This is a genomic window from Nocardioides sp. LML1-1-1.1 (assembly GCF_040676175.1).
In the GTDB taxonomy this organism is placed as follows: domain Bacteria; phylum Actinomycetota; class Actinomycetes; order Propionibacteriales; family Nocardioidaceae; genus Nocardioides.
This window is the reverse complement of record NZ_JBEGHK010000001.1, coordinates 490,886-505,928: the sequence shown is the minus strand read 5'-3', so window position 1 is coordinate 505,928 and position 15,043 is coordinate 490,886. Positions and strand designations below refer to the sequence as shown.

Genomic DNA, 15,043 nt, shown 5'->3' with positions numbered 1-15,043 from the left:
GTCGCACAGCACGAAGGCCGGCTCCGACAGGGCCGGCCTTCGGCGTCTCAGGAGATCATCCGCCGCGCCACCGCCCGCTGCCGCGCGGCGATCCGCTCGGCGTACTCGGCCTCGGTCAGCCCGACCAGGCCCGGCACCCGCGCCGCCACCTCGTCGAGCGGCAGCACCTCGACCGTCGGGCCGTCCTCGGGCCCGAGGGCACGCGAGAGCTGCTGCCAACGGAGCATGACCGGCCCGGTGCGGTGGCCGGTGGTCTCCAGCCAGTTCGCGACGGGAGCACCGCCCGGTCCGGGCGGACGCTCGGAGATGACGAAGCGGAGCAGCCCGTCCTCCGACGCCACCGCCTGCGCCCTGGTGAGCGAGGTCTGGTGGGTCTCGTAGTCGGTCGAGGCGTACCAGTCGGAGCCGATCTGGATCGCCTGGTAGGTGCAGTCGTCGCACCGCGGCACCGTGACGAGCATCGCCTCGTCCTCGGCGAGCTCGTAGTGGCCGATCGAGGAGAACTGCGAGGACAGCCCGCCGGGGGTGGAGGCCGGGACGGTGAGGGTGTTGACCGGCTCCTTGTACTGGAAGAAGCGGGGGAAGGCGAACCACGTCTGGATCGACCCGGTGAGCGAGCGGGCGGCGACGTCGTACTTCTTGCGCAGCACGTCCTCGGTCAACGGCTTCCGGGCGCGCCCGATCGTGTCGGTCCGCTCGATGGTGAGCGTCCCGCGGGTCTCGGTGTCCCAGTCGTCGAAGACCTCGCGCACGATCAGGGTCTTGGCGCCGGGCTCGGCGGTGTACTCGAACGAGAACGACCCGTCGGCCGCCACCACGAGCTCGCGCTCGTCGAAGGCCATCAGCGAGGTGGCGGCGGCGTCGGCGGAGTAGGTCCCGCCCATCACCTGGAAGGACAGGTCGGCCGAGGTGCCGCGGCGCCCCCGGACGACGTACGAGACGCCCTCGCGCAGGTAGGCGTGGAGGTAGACGGCGTCGGGGTTGTCGAGGCCCTGGCGGGAGAACTGGTGGGTCGGGTTGATGAAGACCGGCTGCTCGAGGTCGTAGTCGAAGGCGGTCTGCATCGCCATCCGGATCCGGCCGGCGAGGTAGTCGTAGCCCTCCAGCCGGTCCGCCTCGGTCCGGATGAACGGGGCGTTGGCGATCAGCTCCTCCGCCTCCGCGATGGCCGTCTGGAGCGGGGCCGTCAGCCCGAGGCTCCCGCTGGTCGAGCCGCTCCCGCCGGTCGAGCCGCTCCCGCCGGTCGAGCCGCTCCCGTTGGTCGAGCCGCTCCCGTTGGTCGAGCTTGTCGAGACCATCAGCCGACCTTCGCGATGATGTTCTCGGCGTACTGCTCCAGGTGCTTGACCTTCGTCTCCAACGGCTCGGTGTCGGGGCCCTTGATGTAGGGCACCCGGAAGCCGACGATGCAGTCGGTGACGCCCTTGTCCTCGAGCCGCTTCACGCCGTCGACGGTGTAGGCGTCGTAGGAGATGACGTGGACCTCGAACTCGTCGGGGCCGCGGGTGTCACCCTCCTCGGCGCGGATCTCGGCGAGCCGGGTGAGCAGCCGGTCGAGCTCCTCGCCGTCGCCGCCGGCGTGCATCCACCCGTCCCCCTTGCGTACGGCGCGCCGCAGGGCCGCGTCCGAGTGGCCGCCCACCAGCAGCGGGATCTTCTCGGTCGGGGCGGGGCACTGCTGCAGCGGCTCGATGTCGAAGAAGTCCCCGGAGTAGCCGAAGAACGACGGCTCCTCCCCGGGCGCCGTCAGCCCACGCAGGATGTCCATGCACTCGTCCATCCGCTTGCCGCGACGCTCCCACGGGACGCCGAGCGCGGCGAAGTCCTCGGGCCACGGTGAGAGCCCGACGCCGAGGCCGAGCCGGTTGCCGGAGAGGAAGGCCAGTGAGGAGGCTTGCTTGGCGACGAGCACCGGCGGGCGGATCGGCAGCTTGAGCACGAACGGGGTCAGCCGCAGCGTCGAGGTCTGCGCGAAGAGGTGCGCGCAGAGGATGAAGGTCTCGATGAACTCCTTGCCGAGCAGGAACTCCCGGTCCCCGGTGTCGGTGTAGGGGTACTTCGAGTCGGACTCCTGGGGGTAGATCAGGCTGTCCGCGATCGTCATCGAGGTGTAGCCCGCCGCCTCGCAGGCCTGGGCGAGCGGGGCGTAGTAGCTGGCCTGGGTCATGCCCTCGGCGAAGGAGAAGCGCATCGACTGCCTTTCGGGTCGCTAAGCGCCGGCGAGGAACGGGCCGGCTTTGTCGAAGGGTAGAACGTGTTCTAAATTTCTGCCAGAGTGCAGCCATGCCCGCGTTGCCCAAGGACAAGCCCGAGGGGCTCGAGAAGCCGATCGTCGCGAAGATGATCAAGCACGGCGCGAAGGCGAACGTCCGGCTCTTCCGGCTCACCAACGGCCGGCTCGGCGCGAAGTGGCGGATCGGCGCGGGCTGGAGGAAGCCCGTCCCGGTGCTCCTGCTCGACCACGTCGGCCGCAAGAGCCGCACCCGGTTCACCACCCCGCTGCTCTACCTGCCCCACGGCAGCGACCTGGTGGTCGTCGCCTCGCAGGGCGGCCTGCCGAAGAACCCGCAGTGGTTCCACAACCTCGTCGCGACACCGGACACCACCGTCGCGCTGCCCCGTGAGCGCGTCCGGCCGGTGCGGGCCCGGGTGGCCGGTCCGGAGGAGCGGGCGCGGCTGTGGCCGCTCCTGGTCGACCTCTACGCCGACTTCGACAGCTACCAGGCCTGGACCGACCGGGAGATCCCGGTCGTGGTCCTCGAGCCGCGGGTCTCGACAGGCTCGACCAGCGGCGGCTCGACCACCGGCACGGGCTCGACCACCGACACGGGCTCGACCACCGGAGGAGAGTGAGATGGACCTGCAGGAGCTGAGCGACCGCGCCGAGATCACCGACGCGATCACCCGCTACACCCTCGCCGTCGACGAGGGCGACTTCGACCGCCTCGACACCGTGTTCACCCCGGACGCGCACATCGACTACACCGAGAGCGGTGGCGTCGTGGACACCTACCCGGTGGTCAAGGCGTGGCTCGCCGAGGCGCTGCCGGGCTTCTCGCGGCACCGTCTGCACACCGTGGGCCAGGTCGCCTTCGACTTCGCCGAGGACGGCGACGCGGCCGAGGTCACGGCGTACTTCCACAACCCGATGCGGATCTCCGACGGCCAGGGTGGCGAGCGGGTGGTCGAGGTGGGTGGGCTGTACCGCCACTCCTTCGTGCGCACCGGGGCCGGCTGGCGCTCCCGCAGGCTCCACGAGCAGGTCGTCTGGACGCGCGGTTTCTGATTTCTTCCCCCGACCCGGAGAATGGGCCGGGTGAGCGACCAGAACGAGCCCCGCGCCGACCGCCCCGTGCTCAACGGGCTGGTGGCGCTGCTCGGTGTCGGCCTCGGCGTCGGCCTGCTGGTCGCGCTGGTCGCCGTCGTCGGCATCAAGGTGCTCGGCGTCGGCGGTGACGGCGGCAGCGCCACGGACGGTACGACGGTGCACGACTCGATGTACCTGCCGAGCCCGGTCGAGACCGAGGTCTCCAGCGGCCCGCTCATCACGCTGAACACCGAGGACCCCGACGACGACGGCTCGGACGGCAGCACCGGCACCGACGAGCCCTCGGAGGAGGCCACCACCGAGGACACCGCCTCGGAGTCGCCGAAGGCCGGTCAGATCTCCCTGCAGGCCACCGACTCCACGGTGAGCTCCGGCGAGCGGATCTACTTCAGCGGCGTCTACCCCGGCGGCGAGGGCGCGATCCTGTGGCTGCAGCGCTTCCAGGACGGCGCGTGGGCCGACTTCCCGGCGAGCGTCGGGGTCACCAACGGCACCTTCTCCAGCTACATCTTCACCGGCGTCAGCGGGCTCAACCGCTTCCGGGTGATCGACCGCGACAGCGGCACGATGAGCAACGAGATCCGGGTCACCGTCAACTGAGGTCCCGCCCTCCGCTCACGCGGTCGGTACGACCAGCAGGGCCCAGGCGACGACCGGGGCGACCAGCACGATCGACATGCCCCACTGCATCAGCCGCTTGAAGACCATCTCGCGCTCGTCGGCGTCGGCGTTGGCCACCACCAGGGCACCGTTGGTCGAGAACGGGCTGCAGTCGACGACCGAGCTCGAGATGGCCAGGGCCGCGATCAGCGCGATCGCGTCGACCTGGTCGGTGAGCAGGAAGGGCACCGCGAGCGGGATCAGCGCGCCGATGATGCCGGTCGTCGAGGCGAAGGCGGAGACGACGGCACCGATCAGGCAGATGAGCAGCGCGGCGACGAGCGGCGAGCCGACCTTCGCGACGCTGTCGCCCAGCCAGTCCACGACGCCCTCGTTCTGCAGCAGCGTCACGTAGGTCACGATGCCGCCGATCAGCAGGACCGTGCCCCAGCTGATCTTCTCGACGGCGCCCTTCGCCGAGGCCGGGAAGGCGAGGGTGAGGGTGACGGCGATGGTCAGCGCCGTGAAGCCCACGTCGAGGTCGAAGCCCAGTGCGCCGACCATGAGCGCGACCAGGCCGACCAGGGTGAGCGAGCGCTGCGGGTTGAGCCGGGTCACGTCGTCGGGCTCGTCGCTGCGGGTGCTGCGGCGGGCCTCGACGGCCGAGTGCGGGGTCGCGGTGGTGGTGCCGTGCGTGGCGGCGTACGACGCCTGCTCGGCCTCGCTGCCCATCGCGCCGACGGCGACGGCGTCCCGGCCGCGGGCCACGAGCTGGCGCCCACCGAAGGCGAGGTAGGTGATCGCCGCGACCAGGGTGGCGGCGGAGAAGGTGGTCACGAACAGGACGCCCTGGTTGCCCGGCAGGTCGTTGGTGTCGACGACGCCGTTGGTGATCGAGCCGAAGATGCCGATGGGGGAGAAGCTGCCGGCGGTGGCGCCCTGCACGACCATCATGCCCATCATCACCGGGTGGATCCGGTAGCGCAGTGCGAAGCCCATCGCGACCGGCGCGACGATCGCGACGGCCGCCGGGCTGACCGCGCCGATGGCGGTGACGACGGCGCAGACGAAGAACATCGCCCACGGCACCAGGGCGACCCGCCCGCCGACGGCGCGGACGGCGGCATGCACGATCCAGTCGACGGTGCCGTTGTTCTTGGCCAGGGCGAAGAGGTAGGTGACCCCGACCAGGATCACGAACAGGCCGCTGGGGAAGCCGGCGAGCACGTCCTCCGTGGTGGCGTCGTACACCGCCAGGCCGACGACGAAGGAAGCCACGAGGGCCAGCGCGCCCATGTTGACGCCGCGCACGGTGGCGACCAGGAAGACGACCGCCAGCACGGCGAGCGAGATGATTTCGTGGGACATGCTGCTCCTGGGTGGGACCGGGGATGTGATGGGCGTCATACGACGTGGACGCCAGTGTGCCAGTGGCTAGGCCACCTGTCCACTGTGCTCACCGAACCACTACGATGCTTCTCATGTCCGAGAACGGTGACCGCCCCCAGCTCCCGCCGATGCGCCGCGAGCGGCTCTACGAGAGCCTGGCGAACCACATCTCGGACTTCATCGAGGCCCAGGGGCTCGTCGGCGGTGACCGGCTGCCCCCCGAGCGCCAGCTCGCCGCCGAGCTCGGCGTGAGCCGGGCGACCCTCTCGCGGGCCCTGGCCTCGCTCGAGACCCAGGGCCGGATCGAGGTGCGGCACGGGGTGGGCGCGCTGGTGCGCGACGCGTCCGGGTCGACCACCGTGCTGCCCGCCGTCGAGACGCGCCCGCGCGCCGAGGTGGTCGCGGCGCGCGAGGCGATGCTCGCCGGGATCGCCCGCGCCGCGGCGGCCAACCCGCAGGGCTCGCTGCGCCTGGCGATGCTCGCCGACGACGGCCAGCCGCGCAGCTTCGAGCACACCTGGCGCTGCGTACGACGCCTCGCCGACTCCGCGCTGCTCGCCGAGCTGGACGACAGCCTCGCCGTCCATGCCCCGGCTCCGTCGTACTCGCCCGCGTTGCAGGCGAGCCTCGACCGGCTCGCCGAGGCGATCATCCGCGGCGACGCGGCCGCCGCGGCGACTGCCTGCGCGGGCCTGCTCGGCGACGGCTCCTGATCAGTCGCCGGCGGCCCAGGCGCGCAGGCCGGCGCCGTCGGCGTCGAGCAGCGGGGGAGCGGTGTGCGTGGTGAAGGTCGTCTCCGTGCCGTCGCCGTCGAAGAAGCGCAGTGGCGGGCCGGGCAGGGTGATCGGGCCGAGGCTCGGGTGGTCGACGTCGACCAGCAGCCCTTGGCTCGCGGTCTGCTCCCAGGTGTAGACCTCGTCCAGGGTGCGTACCTTTCCTGCTGGTACGCCGAGCTCGGCCAGGCGCGCGAGGAGCTGCTCGGCCGGCCAGTGGGCGAACGCCTCCTCGACCACGGCGATGGTGTGCTCGCGGGCGCCGACCCGCTCGGGGTTGGTCGCGAGGCCGGGGGTGGCCGGGTCGATGCCGAACCCGGCGCAGAAGCGCTGCCACAGGCTCTCGCTGCCGAGGGCGATCTGCACGGCGCCGTCGAGGCAGCGGAACAGGCCGTAGGGGGCGATGGAGGGGTGGTGGTTGCCCTGGGCGCGGCCGACCTCGCCGGCGACCGTCCACCGGGTGCCCTGGAAGGCGTGCACGCCGACGACCGCGGCGAGGAGGCTGGTCCGCACGAGCTGGCCGTGGCCGGTGTGGTCGCGTTCGTGGAGGGCGGCGAGGACGCCGTAGGCGCCGTACATCCCGGCGAGGAGGTCCGCGATCGGTACGCCGACGCGTTGTGGGTCCTCGGGTCCGGTGCCGGTCAGTGACATCAGTCCGGCCTCGCCCTGGGCGATCTGGTCGTAGCCCGCGCGTCCGCCCTCGGGGCCGTCGTGGCCGAAGCCGGTGATGGAGAGCACGACCAGGCGTGGGTTGCGGGTCATCAGGTCCGCGATGCCCAGGCCGAGCCGTTCGAGGACGCCGGTGCGGAAGTTCTCGACGAGCACGTCGGCCCGGTCGACGAGGGCGAGCAGGGTGGCGCGGTCGGTGGGGTCCTTGAGGTCGAGCGCGATCGACTCCTTGTTGCGGTTGGCTGAGAGGAAGTAGGTCGCGACCGGTTCCCCGGCGGGGCCGACGAAGGGCGGGCCCCAGCTGCGGGTGTCGTCGCCGTGGCCGGGCGCCTCGACCTTGATGACACGGGCGCCGAGGTCGCCGAGCATCATCGTCGCGTGCGGGCCGGCGAGCGCCCGGCTGAGGTCGACGACGACGGTCCCGGCCAGCGGGCCGGAGGATGCGGGCATGACGACTCCTGACGAGGGGATCACTGGACCAGTGGCCTAGCCACTGGTGCGAGCAGTGTGCCACGCGGCTGCTCCCTCGTCCACGGGAGGAAGCTCGGTGGGCCGGGAACAACCCGGTCGGGAGCTCGGTTGTGCCGTATGTCAGACTTGAGTCCATCAGGCTCAACTAACTTGAACCAGCCGCTGAGCACACAGCAGGAGGAAACACACATGGCACGAGCTGTCGGCATCGACCTCGGTACGACGAACAGCGTCGTCGCGGTCCTCGAGGGCGGCGAGCCCACGGTCATCGCCAACGCGGAGGGCGCCCGGACCACCCCGTCCGTCGTCGCCTTCGCGAAGAGCGGTGAGGTGCTCGTCGGCGAGGTCGCGAAGCGCCAGGCCGTCACCAACGTCGACCGGACCATCCGGTCGGTCAAGCGTCACATGGGCACCGACTGGACGACCCACATCGGCGACCCGGTCGACAAGGACTTCACGCCGCAGCAGATCTCGGCGTTCATCCTGCAGAAGCTGAAGCGCGACGCGGAGGCCTACCTCGGCGAGACCGTCACCAACGCGGTGATCACGGTCCCGGCGTACTTCTCCGACGCCCAGCGCCAGGCCACCAAGGAGGCCGGCGAGATCGCGGGCCTCAAGGTCGACCGCATCGTCAACGAGCCCACCGCCGCGGCGCTGGCCTACGGCCTCGACAAGGGCGACGACCAGACGATCCTGGTCTACGACCTCGGTGGCGGCACCTTCGACGTGTCCCTGCTGGAGATCGGTGAGGGCGTCGTCGAGGTCAAGGCGACCAGCGGTGACAACCACCTCGGTGGTGACGACTGGGACAACGCGATCGTCGAGTGGATGGTCAAGAAGTTCAAGGACGCCAACGGCGTCGACCTGGCCGCCGACAAGATCGCCGCCCAGCGCCTCCAGGAGGCCGCGGAGAAGGCGAAGATCGAGCTGTCGTCGTCCAGCGACACCACGATCCACCTGCCCTACATCACCCACGGCGAGAACGGCCCGCTGCACTTCGAGGAGCGGCTCACCCGCTCGGAGTTCCAGCGGCTCACCGCCGGCCTGCTCGAGCGCACCAAGGCGCCCTTCCAGAACGTCCTCAAGGACGGCGGCATCGCGGTCTCCGCGATCGACCACGTGGTCCTCGTCGGCGGCTCGACCCGCATGCCCGCGGTCACCGAGCTCGTCAAGGAGCTGCTCGGTGGCAAGGAGCCCAACAAGGGCGTCAACCCGGACGAGGTCGTCGCCGTCGGCGCCGCCCTGCAGGCCGGTGTGCTCGCCGGTGAGGTCAAGGACGTGCTGCTCCTCGACGTCACGCCGCTCTCCCTCGGCATCGAGACCAAGGGCGGCGTGTTCACCACGCTGATCGAGCGCAACACCACGATCCCGACCAAGCGCTCGGAGATCTTCACCACCGCCGACGACAACCAGCCGTCCGTGGAGATCAAGGTCGCCCAGGGCGAGCGGGCCATCTGGTCGCAGAACCAGGGCCTCGGCAACTTCGAGCTGACCGGCCTGCCGCCGGCTCCGCGCGGCGTGCCGAAGATCGAGGTCACCTTCGACATCGACGCCAACGGCATCGTCCACGTCTCCGCCAAGGACCAGGCGTCCGGTCGCGAGCAGTCGATGACGATCTCCGGCGGCAGTGCCCTGTCGAAGGACGACATCGACCGCATGGTCAAGGAGGCCGAGCAGTACGCCGAGGAGGACGCCAAGCGTCGCGAGGCCGTCGAGGTCCGCAACCAGGGCGACCAGCTCGTCTACACGACCGAGAAGTTCCTGGCCGACAACGGCGACAAGGTGCCGGACGACGTCAAGGCCGAGGTGACCACGGACCTGGAGGCGCTCAAGGGCGTCCTCGAGGACGCCGAGGCCAGCGCCGACGACCTCACCGCCGCCATCTCCAAGCTGGGCGAGTCCAGCCAGAAGATGGGTGCCGCGATGTACGCCGCGGCCGAGGCCGACTCCGCCGCGGCCGGTGGCAGCACCGGTGCGACCGGTGAGTCCGACGACGACGTCGTCGAGGCCGAGATCGTGGACGAGGACACCGAGGGCGACGCCAAGTGACCGAGGAGAACCTCACCCCGGAGGGGGAGCAGCCCGACCAGGCTGCTCCCTCGCCGGAGGGCGAGCCGGCTGGTGAGGCCGAGCCGGCCGCTGACGAGGCGACCCCCGAGGCCGACGAGCTGACGGTCACCAAGATCGCGCTCGAGGAGCGGACCCTGGACCTGCAGCGACTGCAGGCCGAGTACCTCAACTACAAGCGCCGGGTCGAGCGGGACCGGGAGCTGCTGCGCGAGAACGCGACGTACACCGCGCTGGCGCCGATCGTCGACGTGCTCGACACGATCGACCGGGCGCGGGAGCACGAGCCGCTCGACGGTGGCTTCAAGGCGACCGCCGAGCAGCTGGAGCGGGTCGTGTCCGGGCTGGGCCTGGTGAAGTTCGGTGCGCCGGGCGACGCCTTCGACCCGACCGTGCACGAGGCGCTCTCGCACATCGGCACCGACCCCGAGGTCGAGGTGACCACCTGCAAGGTCGTCGCGAAGGCCGGCTACAAGATCGGCGAGCGCGTGGTCCGCGCGGCGCAGGTGCTCGTCGTCGACCCGGTCGAGGGCTGAGTGAGCGAACCGAAGCAAGGAAGGGAGGTGTGCGATGAGTGACGAGGGCATCCGGTCCGACTGGGCCAGCAAGGACTTCTACCAGGAGCTCGGCGTCGCGAAGACCGCGTCGCAGGACGAGATCAAGAAGGCCTACCGCAAGCTCGCGCGCGCCCACCACCCCGACTCGCACCCCGACGACACCGCCAAGCACGAGAAGTTCAAGGCGGTGGCCGAGGCCTACGACGTCATCGGCGACCCCGACAAGCGCAAGAAGTACGACCAGGCGCGCGAGATGTTCAGCCGGGGCGGCTTCGGCGGCGGTTTCGGCGGCGGGTACGGCGGTGGCGGGAACGTCAACGTCGAGGACCTGCTGCGCGACCGCGCCGGCGGGGGCGGCGGTTTCGGCGACCTGTTCGGCGACCTGTTCGGCGGGGGCTTCGGCGCCGGCCGGCGGGCGCCGCGACCCAGCCGGGGCGGCGACCTGGAGACGACCGCGACGATCGGCTTCACCGAGGCGCTCGAGGGCGTCACGGTGTCACTGCGGATCAGCTCCGAGGGTGCCTGCCCGACCTGCCACGGCACCGGCGGCAAGCCCGGCACCAAGCCGCACGCCTGCCCGGTGTGTGAGGGCACCGGCATGGTCACCGCCTCGGTCGGTGGGGCGTTCTCGATGAACGAGACCTGCCCGGCCTGCGGCGGCCGCCAGCTCGTCTACGACGACCCGTGCCCGACCTGCCACGGCAGCGGCACCGGCCAGGCGACCCGCACGATCCAGGCCAAGATCCCCGCGGGGGTCAAGGATGGCCAGCGGATCCGGCTGCGCGGCAAGGGCGCGGCAGGCGGCAACGGCGGCCCCGCTGGCGACCTCTACGTCACCGTCAAGGTCACCGGGCACCGCGTGTTCGGGCGCAAGGGCAACGACCTCACCGTCGACGTGCCGGTCTCCTTCGCCGAGCTCGCGCTCGGTGCCGAGATCAAGGTGCCGACGATGACGGGCTCCCCGGTCACCCTCAAGGTGCCGGCGGGCACGCCCAACGGGCGGACCTTCCGGGTCCGCGGCAAGGGCGCGGCCAAGGCCGACGGCTCGCGGGGCGACCTGCTGGCCACGGTCGAGGTGCAGGTCCCGGCCAGCCTGGACGCCGAGGCGAAGGCCGCCCTGGAGGCCTACGCCGCCGCGACGACGAGCAGCGCGCTGCGGGCCGGCCTCTTCGACGAGGCGGCCGGCTGATGCCCGGCCTGCCGCCGCAGGGGCCGCCCGGTGAGGAGGACTCGGTCTTCGTCATCAGCGTGGCGGCCCAGCTCAGCGGCCTGCACCCGCAGACCCTGCGCACCTACGAGCGGGTCGGGCTGATCACGCCCGGGCGCACGGGCGGCGGCGGCCGGCGCTACTCCTACCGCGACATCGAGCGGCTGCGGGAGATCGCCGACCTCACCGCCGCCGGCATCGGCATCGAGGGCGTCCGGCGGATCCTCGACCTGGAGAACACCGTGGCGGCGCTGCGCGGGCGCAACGCCGAGCTGGTCGCCGAGGTGGAGGCCGCGCACGAGGCGCTGCGCCAGGCGCTCAGCGCGCGTCCGGCCGTGCCGCCGAGCCGGCTGCCGGCGCTGCCGCAGCCGCCGGCCGGCCAGTCCGTGGTGGTCTGGCGCCGTCAGCGCGGATAGGTCCCCTGCCTGGCCTCGGTCCAGCAGGACCGGTCGTCGATCCCGTCGGGCGTGGTGCTCGCGGTGCCGTTGGCGTCGAAGCCGATGTCGTCCTTGAACGGGTACACCCGGATCCTCAGGTTCGGCAGGGTGATGTTGCCGGTGACCTGCGCCTGCCAGAGCTGGCCGTAGACGTTCGTCAGCGAGCCGCGGGTCGCGTCGATCCCGGTGAAGCCCTGTCCGTTGACGTGCCCACCGTTGCCGGTGCCGGAGTAGGCCTGCGGGCCGGTCTGGCCGGGGCCGAAGAACCCGCCGTCGTACGTCGAGGGGACGCCGAACGGGTTGGCGAGGTACGGCGCCGCGCCGGGCGCCGTCGTCAGGTCGGTGGTGGCCTGCCCGAGCTGCGTGCTGCCCTGGAGGTTGATGCCCGCCCCGCGCAGCGTGGTGACGTCGAGGGCGGCGTTCGCGGCCTTCGTCTCCAGCCCGGCGCCCGAGTCGCCGGAGGTCAGCTTCAGCGTGTACTTGATGCCGCCGACCACGGTCTCGGTCTTCGACACGCACAGCCCGTCGAGGCTGGCGCTGGCGAAGCCCGCGCGCAGCACGTTCTTCCAGGTGCCGTCGCCCAGGCGCACCGGTGCCATCCCGAAGGCCGCGTCGTCGGCGGTGATCTGCGAGGAGGAGAAGGTGGCGTTGCCGTCCTGGACCACCAGGGTGGCCTCGAAGCCGAGCACCTGCTGGAAGGTGAGCGTCGCCAGGGTGCCGAGCGCGCCGAGGCTCGCGCCCATCAGCAGCGCCATCCGGCGCCAGCGGGTCCCGCGTCGTACCTGCTCCATCAGCCCACCGAGATCGTGGTGTTGGGCAGCTGCACCGAGTTGAGCGGGTTGCCGGAGCCGTCGACGGGCAGCTGGGTGTACGGGTCGCTGGCGTTCTCGCGGTGCGTGACCAGGTAGTAGAGGTCGAGGTTCACGCCGAGCAGGGTGTAGTCCTTGCCGCCGCCGAGCCACTGCGCGAGGCCGCCGGCGAAGTCGCTGGCGCTCAGCTCGCAGGTGCCGCCGATGCCGAGGAAGCCGCCGCGGGCGGTGCCACCGACCAGCCCGCAGGCCAGGTGCGTGGCGGTCGGCAGCTGTGCGACCGGCACCGTGAACGAGGAGTCCGCCGTCGCGAGCACCTCGGTCCACACACCCGGCCCCCCGATGGTGATCGCCTGGTCGGGGTCGATGGTGAGCCGGTAGTTCTTCGCGGCCTTGGGCGCGGGGGCGTCCGCGCTGTCGGCGTAGAGCTGGATGTCGGTGGTGCCGGCCGTGGGGCAGGTGGAGACCGGCGCGCCCTTGGCGGTGCAGAACTGCAGCCCGCTGAAGGCGACCTGGTAGAGGTCGGTGCGCGAGCCGGCGGCGGCGTAGTAGACCGTGTTCGGGAACTTGCGCCCGTACGCCGTGCGGATCTGCCCGATCGCGGCGTTGGCGTCGGAGGTGGCGACGTTGCCCGACTGCAGGTGCCAGCGCACGCCGGCCAGGCACGGGTACATCCGCCCGGCGGCGTTGAAGTCGCCGCTGCCGTTGTCGAGCTGGATGTCCTGGCGGCGCTGCTGCGGGTTGGCGCTGCCGGGCTGGTCGCAGGAGAACGGCTGCATCGCCGCGCTCTGCGCCTGGCCCAGCGCCCGGTCGCCGGTGCGCGGCAGCAGCACGGCGGCGCCCGCGAGCGCGAGCACGGTGAGCAGGACCAGCCCGCGCTGGCGCCGGATCGAGAGCGTCACGACGCCGCGGAGGCCGTCGCACTCGCCCGCCGGCGCCCGCCCCGGGCGCGCCGCGGTGCCTTCTCGCCCCAGGCCCACACCATCGAGCCGCCGAGGATGCCGAGCACCGAGCCGAGGAGGTAGCCGCCGAGGTTCGCCGCGACGAAGGCCGCGAGCGCGAGCAGCACCGCCATGATGCCGAGCAGCGTGCGGTAGTGCGGTGCGAACCACGAGACCAGGCCGATCAGGACCAGCCCGCCGCCGAGGATGTAGCCGGCGGAGTAGCTCCACCCGCCGCTGACCGCGAGCACGAACGAGAAGAACATCGAGCGGATGATCCAGGCGCCCGCGGCCAGGCACCACAGGCCGCCCCAAAACGGGCGGGTACGACGGAACGCGCGGAACCACGCCCAGGCTTCCTTGAGCCGGCCGCCCATCAGCCGGCCGCCTGGGTCGGGCAGTCGGCCTGCGTCTTGTGGCCGGGCACGACCTTGATCTTCAGGTTCGGCAGGGTGATCGCGCCCTGCAGGTTGATGCCGTAGGTGTCGCCGCCGAGCCCGCCGACGTTGATCCGGTCGACGGTCAGGCCGAAGTCGCCCGCGTCCGGCCTGGTCTGCCCGGCCGGCCAGGTGATGCCCGCCGTGGCGTCGACGGTGTCGGCGCTCTGCCCGAGGTTCATGCCGCTGATCAGGTTGCCGAAGCCGTTGAGCGAGCGGGAGTTGATGAACAGGTTGCTCGCGGTGATGTGGTTGCCGCCGGTGAGCAATCCGTTGCCGTCGTAGGTCAGCGGGTTGCCGGCACCGTCGACGGTGGTGTTGCTGCCGGTGTTGAAGCTGCTCCGGACCGGGACGCCGGCCAGGATCATCAGCGTCACCTCGCCCACCACGGGCACCTGCTCGTGGGCGATGGCGCACAGCCCGGCGAGCTTGGCGGAGCGGATGCCGAGCTCGGCGACGCCGTTGTCCGTGCCGCTCGCGGTGTCGTTCGTGGCCAGGAAGCCGGCGGCCTGCGCGCCCTGGAGGTAGTTCGAGTACAGCTGGAACTCCTGGTTGGACGTCGTGAAGTTCACCGCCAGCACGTTGCTGCTGACGAGCTGGAACATCGCGACGAGGGCCGCGAACCCGCCGGCGAGCGGCACCAGCGCTCGCCGGCGGGTGCCCCGCCGGGTCTCGGCCCGCGTGGCCATCGCAGCGGCCCGGTGGGCCGCCTCCCTCTTCGCGCGGGCCATCAGGCCGAGACGCCGGCTGGTCATCGGGCGGCTCGCTTTGCCGCGCGGCGCGCCTGCCGGCGGGCGTCGCGCTCGGCGAAGCGGGCCAGCTGCTTCTCGGTGTACGGCGCCCACGCGAACACCAGGCCGGACCCGGCGATGCCGAGCACCATGCCGATCAGCCAGCCCCCCAGGTTGGCCAAGGGCAGCGAGGCGACGGCGAGCATCATCGCCACCAGGGCGGGGAAGTGCCGTTGGGCGGGCACCACGACGGCGATCGCCGCGGCGGCCGCCATGCCGCCGGCGAGCAGCAGCGGCGTGATGCTGCGGACGCCGACGGTCGTGTAGAACTCCAGGTTCTCGCCGAGCAGCGGGCTGGCGATGAACCAGGCGCCGGCGAGCAGGACGAGCGCCCCCCAGAACGGGCGGGTACGACGGAAGCGGGTGAAGCCGGTGCGGGCCCGGCGCAGCACCGACGGTCGGTGGGCCGGCTCGGCGGTGGTCGCGGTACGGGCGACGGGGTCGATCAGGTCGGTCATGGGGTGTCCCTACGCAACAAGGAGTGGGTGCCCCACGGAGGCGCGCAGGGGTGCGCGCGCCTCCGTGGGACGAGGATTCAGCGGCGCCGGGCGGGAGCGGACCCGATCG

Annotated in this window: 17 protein-coding genes; 8 read left to right on the top strand and 9 right to left on the bottom strand. The window is 71.7% G+C overall.

The features are described 5' to 3' along the window. Positions 1-47: 47 nt before the first annotated feature. Both MRBLML1_RS02490 and MRBLML1_RS02485 read right to left on the bottom strand, forming a co-directional pair. A complete protein-coding gene (locus tag MRBLML1_RS02490; protein WP_364510887.1) occupies positions 48-1,298 on the bottom strand; it encodes a hypothetical protein in 1,251 nt (416 codons plus the stop codon). Further along, on the bottom strand, positions 1,298-2,191 hold the full coding sequence (locus MRBLML1_RS02485; RefSeq protein ID WP_364510884.1) for a TIGR03619 family F420-dependent LLM class oxidoreductase: 894 nt from the start codon (positions 2,189-2,191) through the stop codon (positions 1,298-1,300). Before MRBLML1_RS02485 ends, MRBLML1_RS02490 begins: the two co-directional genes overlap by 1 nt. Positions 2,192-2,283: 92 nt before the next feature. On the opposite strand from MRBLML1_RS02485, the gene MRBLML1_RS02480 reads away from it, so the two are divergent. From MRBLML1_RS02480 to MRBLML1_RS02470, 3 genes are read left to right on the top strand one after another with little or no spacing between them, the layout of a single operon-like run. Further along, positions 2,284-2,853, top strand: a complete 570-nt coding sequence (locus MRBLML1_RS02480) for a nitroreductase/quinone reductase family protein (RefSeq protein WP_364510881.1) — start codon at positions 2,284-2,286, stop codon at positions 2,851-2,853. A 1-nt stretch (position 2,854) separates the two neighbouring features. Beyond that, entirely contained in the window at positions 2,855-3,286 is a 432-nt protein-coding gene (locus MRBLML1_RS02475; RefSeq protein WP_364510878.1) for a nuclear transport factor 2 family protein, read from the top strand. A 30-nt stretch (positions 3,287-3,316) separates the two neighbouring features. Then, on the top strand, positions 3,317-3,928 hold the full coding sequence (locus MRBLML1_RS02470; protein ID WP_364510876.1) for a hypothetical protein: 612 nt from the start codon (positions 3,317-3,319) through the stop codon (positions 3,926-3,928). A 15-nt stretch (positions 3,929-3,943) separates the two neighbouring features. On the opposite strand, the gene MRBLML1_RS02465 is transcribed toward MRBLML1_RS02470, so the two are convergent. Further along, complete coding sequence (locus MRBLML1_RS02465; RefSeq protein WP_364510874.1) at positions 3,944-5,296, bottom strand: SLC13 family permease; 1,353 nt, start codon at positions 5,294-5,296, stop codon at positions 3,944-3,946. A gap of 113 nt (positions 5,297-5,409) precedes the next feature. Here MRBLML1_RS02465 and MRBLML1_RS02460 point away from each other — a divergent pair, with 113 nt between their 5' ends. Beyond that, complete coding sequence (locus tag MRBLML1_RS02460; protein WP_364510871.1) at positions 5,410-6,030, top strand: winged helix-turn-helix domain-containing protein; 621 nt, start codon at positions 5,410-5,412, stop codon at positions 6,028-6,030. Here the strand turns inward: MRBLML1_RS02460 and MRBLML1_RS02455 are convergent, their stop codons facing one another. Next, on the bottom strand, positions 6,031-7,209 hold the full coding sequence (locus MRBLML1_RS02455) for a CaiB/BaiF CoA transferase family protein (protein WP_364510868.1): 1,179 nt from the start codon (positions 7,207-7,209) through the stop codon (positions 6,031-6,033). It abuts the gene before it with no gap. 210 nt (positions 7,210-7,419) lie between these two features. Here MRBLML1_RS02455 and dnaK point away from each other — a divergent pair, with 210 nt between their 5' ends. The 4 genes from dnaK to MRBLML1_RS02435 are packed head-to-tail and all read left to right on the top strand — an operon-like array spanning position 7,420 to position 11,477. Further along, positions 7,420-9,279 (top strand): molecular chaperone DnaK, encoded by a 1,860-nt coding sequence (dnaK, locus tag MRBLML1_RS02450; RefSeq protein WP_364510865.1) that lies wholly within the window; start codon positions 7,420-7,422, stop codon positions 9,277-9,279. Next, a complete protein-coding gene (gene grpE, locus MRBLML1_RS02445) occupies positions 9,276-9,833 on the top strand; it encodes a nucleotide exchange factor GrpE (RefSeq protein ID WP_364510862.1) in 558 nt (185 codons plus the stop codon). The genes dnaK and grpE overlap by 4 nt, the downstream gene beginning before the upstream one ends. A gap of 34 nt (positions 9,834-9,867) precedes the next feature. Further along, positions 9,868-11,043: a molecular chaperone DnaJ gene (gene dnaJ, locus MRBLML1_RS02440; RefSeq protein WP_364510859.1), complete on the top strand. Its 1,176-nt coding sequence runs from the start codon at positions 9,868-9,870 to the stop codon at positions 11,041-11,043. After that, complete coding sequence (locus tag MRBLML1_RS02435) at positions 11,043-11,477, top strand: heat shock protein transcriptional repressor HspR (protein WP_364510856.1); 435 nt, start codon at positions 11,043-11,045, stop codon at positions 11,475-11,477. The genes dnaJ and MRBLML1_RS02435 overlap by 1 nt, the downstream gene beginning before the upstream one ends. Here the strand turns inward: MRBLML1_RS02435 and MRBLML1_RS02430 are convergent. The 5 genes from MRBLML1_RS02430 to MRBLML1_RS02410 are packed head-to-tail and all read right to left on the bottom strand — an operon-like array spanning position 11,465 to position 14,934. After that, on the bottom strand, positions 11,465-12,289 hold the full coding sequence (locus tag MRBLML1_RS02430; protein WP_364510853.1) for a DUF6230 family protein: 825 nt from the start codon (positions 12,287-12,289) through the stop codon (positions 11,465-11,467). The genes MRBLML1_RS02435 and MRBLML1_RS02430 overlap by 13 nt on opposite strands. Next, complete coding sequence (locus tag MRBLML1_RS02425; protein ID WP_364510851.1) at positions 12,289-13,209, bottom strand: hypothetical protein; 921 nt, start codon at positions 13,207-13,209, stop codon at positions 12,289-12,291. The genes MRBLML1_RS02430 and MRBLML1_RS02425 overlap by 1 nt, the downstream gene beginning before the upstream one ends. After that, a complete protein-coding gene (locus tag MRBLML1_RS02420; protein WP_364510848.1) occupies positions 13,206-13,625 on the bottom strand; it encodes a DUF6114 domain-containing protein in 420 nt (139 codons plus the stop codon). Before MRBLML1_RS02420 ends, MRBLML1_RS02425 begins: the two co-directional genes overlap by 4 nt. Then, a complete protein-coding gene (locus tag MRBLML1_RS02415) occupies positions 13,625-14,440 on the bottom strand; it encodes a DUF6230 family protein (protein WP_364510846.1) in 816 nt (271 codons plus the stop codon). Before MRBLML1_RS02415 ends, MRBLML1_RS02420 begins: the two co-directional genes overlap by 1 nt. After that, entirely contained in the window at positions 14,437-14,934 is a 498-nt protein-coding gene (locus tag MRBLML1_RS02410) for a DUF6114 domain-containing protein (protein ID WP_364510844.1), read from the bottom strand. Before MRBLML1_RS02410 ends, MRBLML1_RS02415 begins: the two co-directional genes overlap by 4 nt. Between the last annotated feature and the right edge of the window lie 109 nt (positions 14,935-15,043).

Excerpts from the sequence above, each read along its gene's own strand:
- MRBLML1_RS02435 (WP_364510856.1), top strand. The coding sequence starts at position 11,043 with ATGCCCGGCCTGCCGCCGCAGGGGCCGCCCGGTGAGGAGGACTCGGTC.
- MRBLML1_RS02475 (WP_364510878.1), top strand. The coding sequence starts at position 2,855 with ATGGACCTGCAGGAGCTGAGCGACCGCGCCGAGATCACCGACGCGATC.
- MRBLML1_RS02430 (WP_364510853.1), bottom strand. The coding sequence starts at position 12,289 with ATGGAGCAGGTACGACGCGGGACCCGCTGGCGCCGGATGGCGCTGCTG.
- MRBLML1_RS02410 (WP_364510844.1), bottom strand. The coding sequence starts at position 14,934 with ATGACCGACCTGATCGACCCCGTCGCCCGTACCGCGACCACCGCCGAG.
- dnaK (WP_364510865.1), top strand. The coding sequence starts at position 7,420 with ATGGCACGAGCTGTCGGCATCGACCTCGGTACGACGAACAGCGTCGTC.
- dnaJ (WP_364510859.1), top strand. The coding sequence starts at position 9,868 with ATGAGTGACGAGGGCATCCGGTCCGACTGGGCCAGCAAGGACTTCTAC.
- MRBLML1_RS02480 (WP_364510881.1), top strand. The coding sequence starts at position 2,284 with ATGCCCGCGTTGCCCAAGGACAAGCCCGAGGGGCTCGAGAAGCCGATC.
- MRBLML1_RS02460 (WP_364510871.1), top strand. The coding sequence starts at position 5,410 with ATGTCCGAGAACGGTGACCGCCCCCAGCTCCCGCCGATGCGCCGCGAG.
- MRBLML1_RS02420 (WP_364510848.1), bottom strand. The coding sequence starts at position 13,625 with ATGGGCGGCCGGCTCAAGGAAGCCTGGGCGTGGTTCCGCGCGTTCCGT.
- MRBLML1_RS02455 (WP_364510868.1), bottom strand. The coding sequence starts at position 7,209 with ATGCCCGCATCCTCCGGCCCGCTGGCCGGGACCGTCGTCGTCGACCTC.
- MRBLML1_RS02490 (WP_364510887.1), bottom strand. The coding sequence starts at position 1,298 with ATGGTCTCGACAAGCTCGACCAACGGGAGCGGCTCGACCAACGGGAGC.
- MRBLML1_RS02465 (WP_364510874.1), bottom strand. The coding sequence starts at position 5,296 with ATGTCCCACGAAATCATCTCGCTCGCCGTGCTGGCGGTCGTCTTCCTG.
- MRBLML1_RS02485 (WP_364510884.1), bottom strand. The coding sequence starts at position 2,191 with ATGCGCTTCTCCTTCGCCGAGGGCATGACCCAGGCCAGCTACTACGCC.
- MRBLML1_RS02415 (WP_364510846.1), bottom strand. The coding sequence starts at position 14,440 with ATGACCAGCCGGCGTCTCGGCCTGATGGCCCGCGCGAAGAGGGAGGCG.